The organism is Acetobacter malorum (assembly GCF_002153605.1).
Taxonomy (GTDB): domain Bacteria; phylum Pseudomonadota; class Alphaproteobacteria; order Acetobacterales; family Acetobacteraceae; genus Acetobacter; species Acetobacter malorum_A.
Genome location: NZ_JOPG01000022.1, coordinates 138949 through 153318, shown reverse-complemented (window position 1 = coordinate 153318; position 14370 = coordinate 138949). Strand labels below are relative to the sequence as shown.

At 58.1% G+C, this 14370-nt stretch carries 16 protein-coding genes; 8 read left to right on the top strand and 8 right to left on the bottom strand.

Annotation, left to right across the window (positions count from 1 at the left end; translation table 11 throughout):
• The first annotated feature begins 123 nt into the window (after nt 1-123).
• Nucleotides 124-870 (top strand): JAB domain-containing protein, encoded by a 747-nt coding sequence (locus HK23_RS10475; RefSeq protein ID WP_086653930.1) that lies wholly within the window; start codon nt 124-126, stop codon nt 868-870.
• Nucleotides 864-1634, top strand: coding sequence for a JAB domain-containing protein (locus HK23_RS10470; RefSeq protein WP_256940150.1), 771 nt, complete (start codon nt 864-866; stop codon nt 1632-1634). The genes HK23_RS10475 and HK23_RS10470 overlap by 7 nt, the downstream gene beginning before the upstream one ends.
• Here the strand turns inward: HK23_RS10470 and HK23_RS10465 are convergent.
• From HK23_RS10465 to HK23_RS10455, 3 genes are read right to left on the bottom strand one after another with little or no spacing between them, the layout of a single operon-like run.
• Entirely contained in the window at nt 1631-2794 is a 1164-nt protein-coding gene (locus tag HK23_RS10465; RefSeq protein ID WP_086653903.1) for a 5-(carboxyamino)imidazole ribonucleotide synthase, read from the bottom strand. The genes HK23_RS10470 and HK23_RS10465 overlap by 4 nt on opposite strands.
• On the bottom strand, nt 2794-3333 hold the full coding sequence (purE, locus tag HK23_RS10460; RefSeq protein ID WP_082881746.1) for a 5-(carboxyamino)imidazole ribonucleotide mutase: 540 nt from the start codon (nt 3331-3333) through the stop codon (nt 2794-2796). The genes HK23_RS10465 and purE overlap by 1 nt, the downstream gene beginning before the upstream one ends.
• A 32-nt stretch (nt 3334-3365) precedes the next feature.
• Complete coding sequence (locus HK23_RS10455) at nt 3366-3572, bottom strand: DUF465 domain-containing protein (RefSeq protein ID WP_043552417.1); 207 nt, start codon at nt 3570-3572, stop codon at nt 3366-3368.
• A 235-nt stretch (nt 3573-3807) separates the two neighbouring features.
• Here HK23_RS10455 and HK23_RS10450 point away from each other — a divergent pair, with 235 nt between their 5' ends.
• The gene (locus tag HK23_RS10450) at nt 3808-3972 is read left to right on the top strand and encodes a YdcH family protein (RefSeq protein WP_077930046.1); all 165 of its coding nucleotides are present in this window, start codon (nt 3808-3810) and stop codon (nt 3970-3972) included.
• Between the two features lie 148 nt (nt 3973-4120).
• On the opposite strand, the gene HK23_RS10445 is transcribed toward HK23_RS10450, so the two are convergent.
• From HK23_RS10445 to rpmE, 3 genes are all read right to left on the bottom strand, one after another.
• On the bottom strand, nt 4121-4714 hold the full coding sequence (locus HK23_RS10445; protein WP_043552418.1) for a DUF1013 domain-containing protein: 594 nt from the start codon (nt 4712-4714) through the stop codon (nt 4121-4123).
• Between the two features lie 210 nt (nt 4715-4924).
• On the bottom strand, nt 4925-5440 hold the full coding sequence (locus HK23_RS10440; protein ID WP_256940149.1) for an Hsp20 family protein: 516 nt from the start codon (nt 5438-5440) through the stop codon (nt 4925-4927).
• Between the two features lie 197 nt (nt 5441-5637).
• Entirely contained in the window at nt 5638-5868 is a 231-nt protein-coding gene (gene rpmE / locus HK23_RS10435) for a 50S ribosomal protein L31 (protein WP_063908149.1), read from the bottom strand.
• A 273-nt stretch (nt 5869-6141) separates the two neighbouring features.
• Here rpmE and mscL point away from each other — a divergent pair, with 273 nt between their 5' ends.
• Nucleotides 6142-6600 carry a large conductance mechanosensitive channel protein MscL gene (gene mscL, locus HK23_RS10430; protein ID WP_043552420.1) on the top strand — a complete coding sequence of 153 codons (459 nt, stop codon included), beginning with the start codon at nt 6142-6144 and terminating at the stop codon, nt 6598-6600.
• A gap of 81 nt (nt 6601-6681) precedes the next feature.
• Nucleotides 6682-7047 (top strand): hypothetical protein, encoded by a 366-nt coding sequence (locus tag HK23_RS10425; RefSeq protein WP_086653902.1) that lies wholly within the window; start codon nt 6682-6684, stop codon nt 7045-7047.
• A gap of 97 nt (nt 7048-7144) precedes the next feature.
• Here the strand turns inward: HK23_RS10425 and secF are convergent, their stop codons facing one another.
• Nucleotides 7145-8089, bottom strand: a complete 945-nt coding sequence (secF, locus tag HK23_RS10420; RefSeq protein WP_062140018.1) for a protein translocase subunit SecF — start codon at nt 8087-8089, stop codon at nt 7145-7147.
• 12 nt (nt 8090-8101) lie between these two features.
• On the bottom strand, nt 8102-9667 hold the full coding sequence (gene secD, locus HK23_RS10415; RefSeq protein WP_179193873.1) for a protein translocase subunit SecD: 1566 nt from the start codon (nt 9665-9667) through the stop codon (nt 8102-8104).
• Nucleotides 9668-10036: 369 nt separating this feature from the next.
• On the opposite strand from secD, the gene HK23_RS10410 reads away from it, so the two are divergent.
• The 3 genes from HK23_RS10410 to HK23_RS10400 all read left to right on the top strand — a co-directional run bounded on the left by HK23_RS10410 (nt 10037) and on the right by HK23_RS10400 (nt 14258).
• Nucleotides 10037-11017 carry a Gfo/Idh/MocA family protein gene (locus HK23_RS10410; protein WP_063908152.1) on the top strand — a complete coding sequence of 327 codons (981 nt, stop codon included), beginning with the start codon at nt 10037-10039 and terminating at the stop codon, nt 11015-11017.
• Between the two features lie 227 nt (nt 11018-11244).
• The gene (locus HK23_RS10405; RefSeq protein ID WP_063908153.1) at nt 11245-13182 is read left to right on the top strand and encodes a ribonucleoside-diphosphate reductase subunit alpha; all 1938 of its coding nucleotides are present in this window, start codon (nt 11245-11247) and stop codon (nt 13180-13182) included.
• A gap of 59 nt (nt 13183-13241) precedes the next feature.
• Entirely contained in the window at nt 13242-14258 is a 1017-nt protein-coding gene (locus HK23_RS10400) for a ribonucleotide-diphosphate reductase subunit beta (RefSeq protein ID WP_063908154.1), read from the top strand.
• The last annotated feature ends 112 nt before the right edge of the window (nt 14259-14370 follow it).

The following is a 14370-nucleotide window of genomic DNA, read 5'->3' as shown; positions in this document are numbered from 1 at the left end:
CCTGAGGCCAATCGGAGCAGTGGCATGGTGTCCTCCGAAAATGGAGAAAAACAGAGCAGTTTTGGACGAAGAGAGGGCAGCGCGCCTTTTTCTTCCACAGGCCCTGCAGGGCACCGGCAGCGCATGCGTGCGCGGGTCTTAAGCGCCGGGGCTGCATCACTGGCGGATTACGAACTTCTGGAAATGCTGCTTTTTCCGGGAGTGCCCCGGCGGGACACCAAGCCGCTGGCCAAGGCGTTGATTAACCGGTTCGGGTCTCTTGCCGCCGTGCTGGAAGCCTCTGCAGAGGATCTGAAAGCCGCAGGGGCTACGCGCGGAAATGTGGCGTTGCTGGGGCTGGTGCCACTGGCCGCAGATCGGCTGGCTGCCCCTCAGGCGCCGGTAAGGACAGATATAGGAAGCTGGGAAAAATTGCTCGCCTATTGCGCGGCCAATCAGGAACGGGCTGTCGCCGGCTCTTTGCATGTGCTGTTTCTGGATAGCCGCAACCAGTTGCTTGCAGATGAAGTTGTCAAAACGGGCGATGTGCCAGACAGACCGGAAACTCTGAAGCCGGAGGGGCTTGGGGAAGCGTCCTCTGCATACGTGCAGGGTGGAGAAGATGTGGGGGGTGAGACCGCGCCCATTCCCGTGCAGCAGATTGTTTCCACCATCCTTCAGCGGGCGCTGGCGCTGCATGCATGTTCTCTTATTACCGTGCGTGTGGCCGGTGTGGGTGTGCAGCCGGATCGGCAGCTTTTGCATGACGGGCCGCTGGTGCAGGCATTGTTACAAGCGACGCCTCTGCTGGCGGTGACCATGCATGATCATGTGGTGTTGCAGGGCCGTCGCTGGCGCAGTTTCCGGCATCTGGAACAGCAGGCATGGTAAGCCGATTGCCAAAAAGCAAAGGCAGCCTCGCTAAATCCGAACTGGCAGATATTGCCGGGTTTAATCTGCGAGCTGAAGATCTGGAGGCGGCAGCCCCCGCGCAGGCGCTTCCGTTTGCGTCCGGCATGGCAGAGGCCGGGTTTTTTGTCGGAATTCGTGATGATCATACGGTTTTGACACAGCTGATCAGGCTTGTGGCACCCCGCCATGCGTCTGCAGATGTCTGGGCGACGTCTTTGCTGCGTCGCTTTGGATCTCTTGCTGCTCTTTTATCCGCATCCGATCAGGCGTTGGAGGAAGATCTTGGGCAAGCGCCCGCGTTGCGGGTGACGTTGCGACTGGTGCAGGAAGCCGCTTTGCGCTTGCATCAGGCACGGCTGAAGCGTGCCGGTGTGCTGGCTGATCGGGCGCAGTTAAAAGCGTATCTGAGTGCGAGGCTGGCGCATGAAGTTGTGGAGCAGGTCCGGGTGCTGTTTCTGGATGCCGGACATCATCTTCTGGCCGATGAGATGCTGGGGCGCGGCACTGTGGACCACACACCCATTTACCCCAGAGAGGTCATTCGACGGGCGCTGGAGCTTCAGGCCACTATTCTGGTGGTGGTGCATAACCATCCCAGTGGAGACCCGTCACCCTCGCAGGATGATATTCTCATGACTCAGCGGATTGCACAGGCGGCCACACTGCTGGGCATCACGGTCTGGGACCATGTGATTGTGGGCAGTAGCCGCCTGTTAAGCCTGAAAGAAGAAGGGGTTTTCTAGTCTTCCTTTTCCGCCAGCGGGCCGAGGGCGTCCTGAACGCCCAGTGCGCCCGGCAGGCTGCCATAGGGGAACAGGATGTTCACATGGCCCATCTTGCGGCCCACGCGGGCTTCCGCCTTGCCGTAAAGATGCGGAATATGTCCCGGTGTTGCGAGAATATCGGGCCACAGAGCCATGTCATCCGGGCCAACAAGGTTTTTCATCACAGCATCAGAATGGCGCAGGGTCGGGGGCAGGGGTAAACCTGCGACGGCCCGGATATGCATATCGAACTGATCGGCCGGGCAGGCATCCATGGTCCAGTGGCCGGAATTGTGCGGACGCGGCGCGATTTCATTCACCAGCAGGTTACCGGTGCGGTCAATGAACATTTCCACGCCCAGAATGCCGATAAGATCCAGCTTTTCTGCAATCGTAACCGCAAGAGCCTGCGCGCGCCGGGCCGTTTTTTCCGGTACGGGGGCGGGGGCCAGTGTGAGGTCCAGAATGCCATCCCGATGGTAATTGAGGCCGGGCGCAAAGCAGCGCGTTGTGCCGTCCGTGCCGCGTACGACCATCACGCTGATTTCGCAGGCAAAATCTACCATGCCTTCCGCAACCAGTGGATGCGGAGCGAGGGAAGCAAAGGCGTCTTCCAGCTGGGAGGCCTCATAAACGCGGGCCTGCCCCTTGCCATCGTACCCGTTACGAGTGGTTTTCAGGATGAAAGGGAAGCCAAGCTTTTCCGCCGCAGCGTGCAGGGACGCGTGATCGGTGACGGCCATCCAGGGCGCCAGCGGGATCTCTGCATTTGAAAGAAATGTTTTTTCCGCCAGCCGGTCCTGACTGATGCGCAGGATCGCACCGGAGGGGCGAACAGGGCAGTGCTGGGCCAGACAATCCAGCGCGTCGGCACTAATATTTTCAAATTCAAAGGTGACGACATCGACCGCGCGGGCAAAAGCTTCCAGCGCTTTGTGGTCATCATACGCACCGAGGGTCACCTGATGCGCGACCTGTGCGGCCGGGCCATTGGCATCCTGCGTGAGAATATGGGCGCGAAAGCCGAGCTTGGCCGCCGCCACAGCCGACATGCGGCCCAGTTGCCCCCCGCCGACAATGCCGATGACAGCATTGGGACCAAGAGCCGTTGAAGAAAACCGGGAAGAAGAATCTGACATTATTCGTTTTCAGAAATCGGAGCGTTAGCGACTGAGGCCGTTTGCAGGGCGCGCCATGCATCCAGTTTTGCAGCCAGTTCCGGGTCTTGCAGCGCCAGAATGGACGTTGCCAGAAGGGCTGCGTTCTTGGCCCCGGAAGCACCAATTGCCAGCGTGCCGACGGGTACGCCACCGGGCATCTGGACGATGGAAAGCAGGCTGTCCATGCCTTTCAGGGCGCGGGATTCTACCGGCACACCCAGCACGGGCAGGCGCGTCCATGCGGCACACATGCCGGGCAGATGCGCGGCACCCCCGGCACCGGCAATAATAACGGAGAGGCCACGATCCGCTGCGGTCTTGGCATATTCAGCAAGCCGGTCGGGCGTACGGTGGGCGGAGACAATCAGCGTTTCATGGGCAATGCCCATGTCTGTCAGAATGGCATCCGCATGGCGCATGGTCTCCCAGTCCGACTGGCTGCCCATGATAATGCCAACCTTAGGGGCAAGGCTGGCGTCCTGAGATGGGGCGGTGGGCAGGGGGGCAGTTTCGCTCACGATAAGGCACGATCCGGTTGGTGGGGAAATGGTCACGCAATATCGTCGGGGATCAGTTCGCTTTCAAGCCGTGTTATCCGGTCCCGGAGCAGTAATTTGCGTTTTTTCAGCCTTTGGAGCTGCAACTGGTCGGTCAGGATCGTCCCATCTGTCAGGCGACTGATGATGGTATCAAGATCACGATGTTCACTGCGGAGTTCATGGAGCTGGCCGAGGAGTGAATCGCGGTCTTTCAGCATTTTAGTCCCTCTCCTGCGTGGCATGAGGACTCTGTGTGAACGGGGTTTTCCAGAGTCTGCCAGAGTTTTCAGCGCCTAGTTTTGCGCATGCATGCAGCGGAGACCAGCGGCAAAAGAAGAAAAAATAGATATGCATTTTACGCATACCTAAAATGCCTGAAATGTGAAAAAAACATGAAAAAACGCGTGGAGACTGCGTTACCGTGAGGTGTCATCAACCGAATGGAGGCAGTCAATGACCTACCAGTCCAGGATTGAGAGTCTTAAATCCCGCCACTCACGGATCGATAAACAGATCTCATCAGAAGGCGGGCGGCCCAGACCGGATGAGCGTGTTTTGATGTGTCTCAAATTGCAGAAGCTGCGGCTCAAGGAAGAAATTGAGCGCCTGTCTGCGTGACGGACCCTAGTCCCTCTCTGGCCCTGCAATAGCGCGGGCAGAGTGGGCTAAAGCGTCTCTCTCAAGTGGAGAGATTATCTGAAAACTGCCAGAAACTGGCGAGAAAAGGCACTGGCGTGTGCGAGGCACAGCCAGTGCCGCGGAGAAATTACTCTCCGCTCCCTTCGTGATCCACCATATCCATCGGCGGCGGCTGCGGAATTTCATGTCCTTCGCGCTCAAGGCGCGTGGTGGCAGCATTCACAGCAGCATTCAGGTCCATCTGGCTGCACAGGCCAATGGTTACCGGGTCACGCGGCTTGATGTTGGGCGTGTTCCAGTGCTGCTTGTCACGCACTTTGGCAATGGTGTCCTTGGTGGTGCCCAGCAGTTTGACAATCTGCAGATCATTCAGCTGCGGGAAGTTACGCAGCAGGAAGGCAATGCCATCCGGACGGTCATGCCGTTTGGCGACCGGCGTATAGCGTGCGCCTTTGGAACGGCGTTTGACCGGGTTGTTGGTAGCCAGAATTTTCAGCCGTGCGTCAGGGTTGGCTTCGCAACGGTGAATTTCTTCCAGTTTGAGCTGGTGGTTGGCAACGGGGTCATACCCGACAATTCCCTGAGCAACCTCACCATCGGCAATAGCCTGCACTTCCAGCGGGTGCATGCCGCAGAACTCAGCAATCTGAGTAAAGCTCAGGGCGGTTTTTTCAATCAGCCACACTGCGGTGGCCTTGGGCATCAGCGGTAAGGTCGTCATTGCTTCCATCCTGTCGTCGGGCGGCGCTTGCGCAGGCACCGGAGAAACTGACGGTCCGGAAACCAATCCGAAGGCCCGCGGGCCTGCCGGCGCGCATCTGTGGCGACGATATGGGGGGAGCGTCCCTCACAGGTCAAGCGACAAATGCGCTCTTATAAAAAAGGAGGAACCTGGGCTCCTCCTTTTTCACGCTCTTTTGCCGGGCTATGCTTACGCTGCGGCGGCTGTGGGGTGAGGGTTGGCCTGCGTCTGCGGGCTGGTTTGTGCCGGCACGGGAGCCTCGGTTTTTGAGACCAGTTCAGTCTGTGGGCCGGAGTGCACAGGGATACGGCGTGGCTTGAGTGCTTCAGGCACAATCTGGCGCACGGAAATACGCAGCAGACCGTTATTCATGTCGGCACCTGTGACCTCCACATGGTCCGCCAGTGCAAAGCGGCGCTCAAAGGCGCGGCGGGCAATACCGCGGTGCAGAATTTCCCCTTCATTTTGCGGGTCACTCACACGACCGGACACAATCAGGGTGTTGTCCTGCACAACCAGTTCAATATCGTCCGGGCCAAATCCGGCAACGGCCATAGTCAGGGCGTAGCTGTCATTATCAGTCTTGGCGATGTCATACGGGGGGTAGCTTGGGGTAGCAGCGCTGCGGGATGCGGTGTCCATCACCTGTGCCAGACGGTCAAAGCCGATGGCGGTGCGGAAAAGCGGTGCAAAATCATAACTCATGGTCAAAAAACCTCCTCGTTCAGCAAGGTCTTGCCGGGCAACAGCCCCCAGTCTGGCGGGCGTGCCACGGCAGGTGGCAGTAGGAGGAGAACCCCGTCTTCGGGCATTCTTCTCAGAACTAAACGTGGAAAACCCCGCCTCCTGATTCAAGAGGCGGGGTTCCGGATTTTTCAACTGATCGGGTAAAGGGAGGCTGATCAGGCCTTTGAGCGCGTGCCGATACCAGCAAAGCGCTTGTTGAACTTCGCAACCTGGCCCCCGGTGTCCATCATGCGCTGCACGCCGGTCCATGCCGGGTGAGACTTCGTGTCCACGTCCAGACGGAGCGTGTCACCAGCTTTACCTGCGCAGGAGCGGGTTTTGTATTCGGTGCCATCGGTCATGATGACGGTGATTTCGTGGTAGTCAGGGTGAATGCCGGGTTTCATATGTTGCGTCTTTCCGTTCAAAAGGCTGTCCCGATACCGACCGGGCTATGCGTGCGAGTGCGTATAGCCGTCTGTGCAGGTGGGATCAACAACTCATGCGCCCTTATTGGCCGGTTTTTACTGCATGAGGGTCGGAAAACTGTGTCGGTGTTGCTGTAAATGCCACGTCCTGAGAGGAAAGTCGGCGAATCGGAGTAGTTTGGACTTGTTAAAAAGGGTTCATACTGGATACAGACAGCAGGATATTCTGCCTTCAAAAGGATGAAGTGGCTTATGGCTGACATTAAATCTCATGTGCACACCCCCGGCTGGGTGGGCGAATTCCGCGCTTTTATTATGCGTGGCAATGTTATCGATCTGGCCGTTGGTGTCATCATCGGTGCGGCGTTCACCGCTATTGTGAACAGCCTGGTGAAAGACATTTTCAACCCCGTGCTGGGTCTGGTGATTGGTGGGATTGATTTCTCCAACCTCTTCATCACGCTGAAAGGCCCGCATCTGGCAACGCTGGCGGATGCGCAGAAAGCTGGTGCGGTTACGCTGAATGTTGGTCTGTTTCTGAATGCTGTCATTCAGTTCCTTATCATGGCTCTGGTCATCTTCTGGTTTGTGAAAGTGCTGAGCCGCCTGCACGGGCAGGAAGCCGCTAAACCGGCAGAACCCCCGGCACCGACCAAAACGGAAGTTCTGCTTGAGCAGATCCGTGACGAACTGGCAGCCCGCAAGGTCTGAGACACATTCGTCTGATCTGAGGCGTCCTGCGGGGCGCTGAGGAGATTTACCGGAAAGACAGATATGGAGTAGGCTCGTCGCATGACGCGCTCCGTATCTGGATTTCCGGTTTTTTTTCGCCTGATGGCTGGCCTGGCCGGTCTTGCAGTGCTGGCAGGTTGCCAGTCTTCCGCTGGCCGGGTGGCCATAAACCCTACGTCCCGCACATTGATTTATAGCTACGTGATTGCCAGCGGCATGGCCCGGGGGCAGGTGATGTCTGGTCTCGTGTCACCAGATCGCCTTGTGCAGATTGTGAATGCGGACCGGGCTGCGCTCGCGGCCATTCTCAATGCGGAATACAATCCATCCGGCGCGGGGATCAAAAACGCCGGGCAGGCAATGGAGAATTTTCTGGCGGTGATTGAACCGTCTGATCCCACGCCACCCTCTGTGGTGCGGCGTTAAGGGCACGGATTTTAAAGAATACGGCTAAGGGTGGATGCTTTGCACCCCTTATAAAAAAAGCGTTCCGACCGAAAGGTGCGGAACGCTTTTTGCGTTTTCAGGCGCTTTTGCGCGGGGCGGGGGGCTTGGCGTCCCGCTTCAGGCGACCCTCGCCCATAAAGAGCAGCAGCGGGGCCGCGATGAAAATGGAAGAAGACGTGCCCACCACAATCCCGAACAGCATGGTCCAGGCAAAGCCAGAGAGCGTGGTGCCCCCAAACAGAGCCAGCGGCAGAGACGCCAGAAAGACGGTGGAGGAGGTGCCGAGTGTGCGGTTCAGGGTCTCATTGATGGACAGATCAATCAGTTCCCGCAGCGGCATGGTCCGATATTTGCGCAGGTTTTCACGCACACGGTCATACACCACCACTTTATCGTTGGTGGAGTAGCCCAGAATGGTGAGGATAGCGGCCACCATCACCAGATCGAACTCAAAGCCGGTGATGACCAGAAAGCCCATGGTCTTGGTCAGATCCAGCACCAGCGTGATAACGGCGCTGAGAGCGAACTCCCATTCAAACCGGAACCAGATATAGCCCAGAATCATCGCGAGGCTGAGGCCGAGGGCCAGCATGCCGTTGCGGAACAGTTCTGAGGACACAGAAGCCCCGACAGCATCGGCCCGCAGGACGGTCGTGCCCGGCTGAGCTTCCGCAACCGCGTGGCGGACCGTATCGACAATCGCGTTGGTCTGCTGCTCATCGCCAGCGTCCAGACGGATCAGCACATCATCCGGTGCGCCGAAAGCCTGAATGGAAGCATGCGTGACATTATGCGCGGCCAGCGCGTTGCGCAGCTTGGCAAAGTCAGCCGGGCCAGAGGTTTTGGCCTCCACCACAATGCCGCCCCGGAAATCCAGACCCAGTGTCAGGCCCGGATGCATGAACAGCACAATGGAAAGCAGAGACAGCGCAGCCGAGACAATCAGGCCCGCATAGCGCCCGCGCATGAAGTTGATGTGGGTATCCTTGCGCACAAAACGCAGGAGAGGACGTCCAAACATAAGCGCCTCGTCTCAGACCGGCAGGCTGGTCGGGCGCGTGAGCGCATACCAGCGGACCATAAGCAGTCGGGAAAGCAGGAGAGTCGTGAACAGAGTGGTCACGATACCGATGGTGATGGTCAGCGCGAAGCCACGCACAGGGCCTGTGCCGAACACAAACAGCATGACGTGAGCCAGCAGGGCCGTGGCGTTACTATCCACAATAGTGGAGGTGGCGCGCTCAAACCCGGCCTGCATGGCCGCCAGAGGCGTGCGCCCCCGTGCCACTTCTTCCCGGATGCGTTCATTGATCAGAATGTTGGCATCCACGGCCATCCCCAGTGTCAGCAGCATCCCGGCCATGCCCGGCAGGGTCAGGGTGGCTTCAAACAGGGAGAGAATGGCCACCATCAGCACAAGGTTGGCCAGCAGGGCGACGTTCGCATACCAGCCAAAGCGGCCATAAAACAGCGCCATGAACAGGATGACGAACACAAAGCCCGCAGCCAGACTGAGCATGCCAGCCCGGATGGAATCTGCGCCAAGAGACGGGCCGATGGTGCGCTGTTCCATAACGCTCAGCGGGGCCGGGAGGGCACCTGCGCGGAGCATCAGAGCGAGGTCGGTCGCTTTCTGAGCATCAAAACCGCCGGTAATCTGCCCGCTCCCGCCCGTGATGGGGGAGCGGATGACCGGGGCTTCAATCACCTTGTTATCCAGCACGATGGCAAAGCGACGACCGACATTGGCCTGCGTAACCGTAGAGAACGCATGCGTGCCGACGGAATCGAACGTGAAGGTCACAGCCCACTCGCCGCTCTGAGAATCAATCACAGCGCCGGCGTTGGTCAGGTCCGTGCCGTCCACGTCCACGTGGTCATAGACCGGCAGCGGCGGGCCTTCACCTTCCGTGGACATCGGCAGCAGGCTCACGCCCGGAGGTGCGGCCGTGGCGTGCATGGGGTTGGGGTCCACCAGACGGAACGTCATTTTTGCGGTGGTGCCCAGCAGAGCCTTGATGCGTTCCGGATCACTGACGCCGGGCAGCTCGACCACAATGCGGTCATCGCCCTGACGCGTGATTTCCGGGTCCACTGCGCCGGTGGCGTCAATACGGCGGCGCACAATCTCGATGGACTGCGTCACAGCTTCCCGCGCACGGGCTTTCAGCGCTTCCGGGGAGAGGGTGAGGACAATGCTGCCATTATCCTGCTTCTTCACGGTGAACTCGTTGGGGACGACGCGCGGCAGCTTGTTAAGGGCTGCGAGGTCAGCTTCGGTTTCCGACGCATCACGCGGCATGAAGGTCACCGTGCTGGCGTCTGCATTGGTGGTGATGTTGCGGTAGCCGAGCTGGGACTTCAGCAGCGTTTCACGCGTGCTGTCTGCCAGGGTTTGCAACCTGTCATGCGTCAGGCTTTTCAGGTCCACCTGCATAAGCAGGTAGGACCCGCCGCGCAGATCTAGCCCCAGATGAATCTGGCGCCAGGGCATGGAAGGGAAGGGATTGCGCAGACCATTGGGCAGGCAGAGCAGCAGCCCTAAAAGGCACACACCCAGTACCGAGGCCAACTTGAGGCGGCTGTAATACATTCTCACCTGATCAATCGATTTTTGTCGCCCGGAACATGCCGCTCCCTTGCGTGCGATGCAACACTCCACAGACAATTGCAGGCCTGTGTGGCGGGATTCGGCGGGTAGCAGTGGCGGGGTTGCATCACATTTCAGCCACACACTCGGCTTTGAAGCGGGGCTGAACAGCCACAAAGGGCTGAGTGCTGGCGTAACAGGCGGATTCGGTCCGGGTTGAAAAATTTATGGTTTTTTTACGGATTGCCAACAGAACGTAAAAGCAACACATGGGTTGTGTTTCGTTTCGTAGGGCGAGCGTGATTTTGGGATTTTGGCCGGAGGCTGCTACCGCTGACGGCAACGCCATGAGGCACAGGGTCGGGAAGGTCAGGAAAGATGGACAAAACGCTGCGGGTTGGGGTGATCGGGGCCGGGCATTTTGGGCGGTACCATACCCTGAAAGTGAAAGAGGTACCCCGCGAGACACTTGTCGGTCTGTTTGATCCGGACGCAAAGCGGGCGGCAGTGGTTGCGAAGGAAGCTGGCTGCCCGGTTATGGGCTCGGTGGAAGAGCTGCTGGCCGCGTGTGATGCCGTGGTCGTGGCGGCCCCTGCGGAATACCATTTTGAACTGGCCACGGAGGCCCTGCGGGCCGGCAAGCATGTGCTGGTGGAAAAGCCTGTCGCAGCGACGCTGGAACAGGCGGATTTCCTGATCACGCTGGCCGAGCAGAGTGGGCTGGTGTGTCAGGTTGGGCATCTGCTGCGCTATTCCGCCGAGCATGAGGCCATTACCAAACGAATCACCCGGCCTCTTTATATTGAGGCTACGCGCATTGCGCCCTTCAAGCCGCGGGGCACCGACGTGTCCGTTATTCTGGACCTGATGATTCATGATCTGGATCTGGTGCTGGCGATTGTGGACAGCCCCATTGAGCAGGTGGATGCGCTGGGGGCGGCGGTCAGTTCGGAATATGAAGACATTGCCAACGCCCGTGTGCGCTTTGAAAATGGCTGCGTGGCGACCATTACGGCCAGCCGTATTTCCCTCAAGACAGAGCGGCGGATGCGGCTGTTTTCTGAGGAAGGCTATCTGTCGGCAGATTTCGGGAAGCGTGAGCTGACCATGATCGGCCGGGAAAAGGGCCTGCCGCTGCCCGGCACAGGTGGATTCCGCCGGGAAGCGATTTCATGGAAAGATCATGATTCGCTGTTTGCGGAGCATGAGGCTTTTGTGGCCTCTTGTCTTGACGGCGCTGCCGTCAAGGTCGATGCACGGGCCGGACGACGCGCTCTGGCCGCAGCTCTGGCCGTGGCGGATGGCATTACAGAATCACGGCGCCGGATGGAGATGTCCGGGCTGATCCACGCGGGCTAAAAAACTTTGGTTGGCTGAAATAATTTATGATCAGCCAGAAACTGCCATCTTTTCAAACACAAGCTTTTTTTGAAGCTTTGAGTGTAAAAAAATCACTAGATATAGGGGCGCATATGTCGCATGAACGCGACATATGGTGAGGCACGAGAGCGCGGGGCATGACTCCTGTGTGTCTTAGCGCCTCTTAAGCCAGATCACGCAAATGCAAAAAACCGGAGCACGCCACCATGAGTCTGATCGACGTTCAGGAAAATGAAAACCGTCGTTCCGTATCCGGCTCCGGGGAAGAAGCAGACCTGTTTGAACCCGGTAAGCTGGAAGACATGGTGCAGCTGCCCGGCCACCATCAGGTGCGCGTGGATCGCTCACGCGATGCGCTGCTGACGCCGTTTGGCAAGGCCACGCTGGATAACCGCTATCTGCTGCCGGATGAGAGCTATCAGGATCTCTTCGGGCGCGTTGCGTCCTATTACGGGGCCGATGCCGGGCACGCCCAGCGTATCTATGACTATATGAGCCAGCATTGGTTCATGCCTGCCACGCCGGTTCTGTCCAATGGCGGCACCACGCGCGGCCTGCCGATTTCCTGCTTCCTGAATGAAGCCAGTGACAGTCTGGACGGCATTGTGGGCCTGTGGAACGAGAATGTCTGGCTGGCCAGCAAGGGCGGCGGCATTGGGTCCTACTGGGGCAACCTGCGCTCTATTGGTGAAAATGTTGGCCGCAACGGCAAGACGTCCGGCGTGATCCCCTTCATTCGCGTGATGGACAGCCTGACGCTTGCCATCAGTCAGGGGTCTCTGCGTCGCGGCTCTGCTGCCGTGTATCTGCCGGTCTGGCACCCAGAAATTGAAGAATTTGTCGAAATCCGCCGCCCGACGGGGGGCGACCCCAACCGTAAGGCGCTGAATCTGCATCATGGTGTGCTGGTGTCCGATGCCTTTATGCGGGCAGTGGAAGCGGATGAAGAATGGGGCCTGCTTTCCCCGCGCGATAACTCCGTGATCCGTAAGGTCTCGGCGCGTGCGCTGTGGATTCGTATCCTGACGGCTCGTATGGAGCAGGGCGAGCCCTACATTGTTTATTCCGACCATGTGAACAACGCGCGGCCGGAGCACCACAAGCTGGCAGGGCTTGAGGTCAAAACCTCAAACCTGTGCTCTGAAATCACGCTGCCGACCGGGATTGATCATCACGGCAAACAGCGGACGGCGGTGTGCTGCCTGTCTTCCCTGAACCTTGAGACATGGGATCAGTGGAACGAAAATCCGCAGTTCATTGAAGACGTGATGCTGTTCCTGGATAACGTGTTGCAGGACTTTATTGACCGTGCCCCGCCGGAAATGAAGAAGGCCGCCTATGCGGCCTCGCGTGAGCGGTCAGTCGGGCTTGGCGTCATGGGCTTCCACTCCTTCCTTCAGGCCAAGAATGTGCCGTTTGAAGGGGTTGTGGCAAAAGTCTGGAACCGTAAGGTGTTCAAGCACATTCGTGAGCAGGCCGATGCGGCCTCCCGCAAGCTGGCGGATCTGCGCGGGGCGTGCCCGGATGCGGCCGAATATGGCATTCAGGAACGCTTCTCCAACAAGATGGCTATCGCACCGACGGCCTCTATCTCTATTATTGCCGGGAATGCCAGCCCGGGGATTGAGCCGATTGCGGCAAACGTCTTCCTGCAAAAAACGCTCTCCGGCTCCTTTACGGTGCGCAACCGCCACCTGCAGAAGCTGTTGAAAGAGAAGGGGAAGGATACGGAGGAAATCTGGTCCTTCATCACCCTGAACAAAGGCAGTGTGCAGGAGCTGGACTTCCTGACCCAGCAGGAAAAGGATGTCTTCAAGACCGCCTTTGAGCTGGATCAGCGCTGGATTGTGGAACATGCGGCAGACCGCCAGCCGTATGTCTGTCAGGCGCAGTCAGTGAACCTGTTCCTGCCCGCCAACGTGCATAAGCGCGACCTGCACCAGATCCATCATATGGCCTGGAAGAAGGGACTGAAGTCTCTGTATTACTGCCGGTCCCTGTCCATCCAGCGAGCTGATACGGTGAGTAACGTGCTGACCAAGGAAGGCGTTCTGGCAGCCGAAGCCGCCCAGCGCGCTGGCGTTGTGCCGGAAGCCCCGACGTCTAACGGGAGCAATTATGATGAATGTCTGGCTTGCCAGTAAGTCTTCATAAACTCACGTAACCAGATGATTTTAAAACTTTCCGTTGTAAGGATAGTCTCATGAGCGAAAAACCTGCCGGAACGGGCGAACAGGAACAGCATTTCGACCTGCTGACCGCTAACCCCGTCTACAAGCCCTTTCGCTATCCGTGGGCGTATGATGCCTGGCTGACGCAGCAGCGCGTACACTGGCTGCCGGAAGAAGTGCCGCTGGCTGATGACGTGAAAGACTGGCACCGCGTGCTGAATGACAGCGAGCGGAACCTTGTGACGCAGATTTTCCGGTTTTTCACCCAGTCTGACGTTGAGGTGAACAACTGCTACATGAAGCATTACAGCCGGGTGTTTAAGCCGACTGAAGTGCTGATGATGCTCTCGGCGTTCTCCAACATCGAGACCATTCACATCGCAGCCTACAGCTATCTGCTCGATACGCTGGGGATGCCGGAAACGGAATATTCTGCATTCCTTAAGTATAAGGAAATGAAGGATAAATACGATTACATGCAGGCGTTCTCTGTGGACAGCAAGCATGAAATCGCCAAGACGCTAGCTGCGTTCGGGGCCTTTACCGAAGGGCTTCAGCTGTTCGCCTCCTTCGCCATTCTGCTGAACTTCCCCCGCTTCAACAAGCTGAAGGGGATGGGGCAGATTGTGTCCTGGTCCGTGCGTGATGAAACGCTGCACTGCCTGTCCGTAATCCGTCTGTTCCGTGAGTTTGTGCACGAAAACCCGGAAATCTGGACGGATGCGTTCCAGCAGGAGCTGCGCGAAATCTGCGCGACCATTGTGGAGCATGAAGAGGCCTTTATTGACCTCGCGTTTGAAATGGGTGCCGTCGAGGGGCTGAATGCGGAGCAGGTGAAAACCTACATCCACTTTATTGCCGATCGTCGTCTGATCCAGCTTGGTCTGGACCCGCTCTACAACACCACGACCAATCCGCTGCCCTGGCTGGATGACATGCTGAATGCGGTGGAACACACCAACTTCTTTGAAAACCGTGCCACGGAATACAGCCGTGCCTCTACCACGGGTACGTGGGAAGAAGCCTTCGAGGCCTCTGTTTTCGAGTAAGTCGAACGGGTTCTGAAAATTATGTCCGGCGTTATTCCGTAAAGGATGCGTCGGGCATTTTTGGGAAGCCTGACAGGCGGCGTTTAGGTCTGCGCAACTCCACGTTAGTGCG

What these genes read in the sequence shown, in the direction of transcription:
- HK23_RS10475 (WP_086653930.1), top strand. Translation starts at nt 124, where the DNA reads ATGCGTGCGCGGGTCTTAAGCGCCGGGGCTGCATCACTGGCGGATTAC.
- HK23_RS10470 (WP_256940150.1), top strand. Translation starts at nt 864, where the DNA reads ATGGTAAGCCGATTGCCAAAAAGCAAAGGCAGCCTCGCTAAATCCGAA.
- HK23_RS10465 (WP_086653903.1), bottom strand. Translation starts at nt 2,794, where the DNA reads ATGTCAGATTCTTCTTCCCGGTTTTCTTCAACGGCTCTTGGTCCCAAT.
- HK23_RS10455 (WP_043552417.1), bottom strand. Translation starts at nt 3,572, where the DNA reads ATGCTGAAAGACCGCGATTCACTCCTCGGCCAGCTCCATGAACTCCGC.
- HK23_RS10450 (WP_077930046.1), top strand. Translation starts at nt 3,808, where the DNA reads ATGACCTACCAGTCCAGGATTGAGAGTCTTAAATCCCGCCACTCACGG.
- HK23_RS10445 (WP_043552418.1), bottom strand. Translation starts at nt 4,714, where the DNA reads ATGACGACCTTACCGCTGATGCCCAAGGCCACCGCAGTGTGGCTGATT.
- HK23_RS10440 (WP_256940149.1), bottom strand. Translation starts at nt 5,440, where the DNA reads ATGAGTTATGATTTTGCACCGCTTTTCCGCACCGCCATCGGCTTTGAC.
- rpmE (WP_063908149.1), bottom strand. Translation starts at nt 5,868, where the DNA reads ATGAAACCCGGCATTCACCCTGACTACCACGAAATCACCGTCATCATG.
- mscL (WP_043552420.1), top strand. Translation starts at nt 6,142, where the DNA reads ATGGCTGACATTAAATCTCATGTGCACACCCCCGGCTGGGTGGGCGAA.
- HK23_RS10425 (WP_086653902.1), top strand. Translation starts at nt 6,682, where the DNA reads ATGACGCGCTCCGTATCTGGATTTCCGGTTTTTTTTCGCCTGATGGCT.
- secF (WP_062140018.1), bottom strand. Translation starts at nt 8,089, where the DNA reads ATGTTTGGACGTCCTCTCCTGCGTTTTGTGCGCAAGGATACCCACATC.
- HK23_RS10410 (WP_063908152.1), top strand. Translation starts at nt 10,037, where the DNA reads ATGGACAAAACGCTGCGGGTTGGGGTGATCGGGGCCGGGCATTTTGGG.
- HK23_RS10405 (WP_063908153.1), top strand. Translation starts at nt 11,245, where the DNA reads ATGAGTCTGATCGACGTTCAGGAAAATGAAAACCGTCGTTCCGTATCC.
- HK23_RS10400 (WP_063908154.1), top strand. Translation starts at nt 13,242, where the DNA reads ATGAGCGAAAAACCTGCCGGAACGGGCGAACAGGAACAGCATTTCGAC.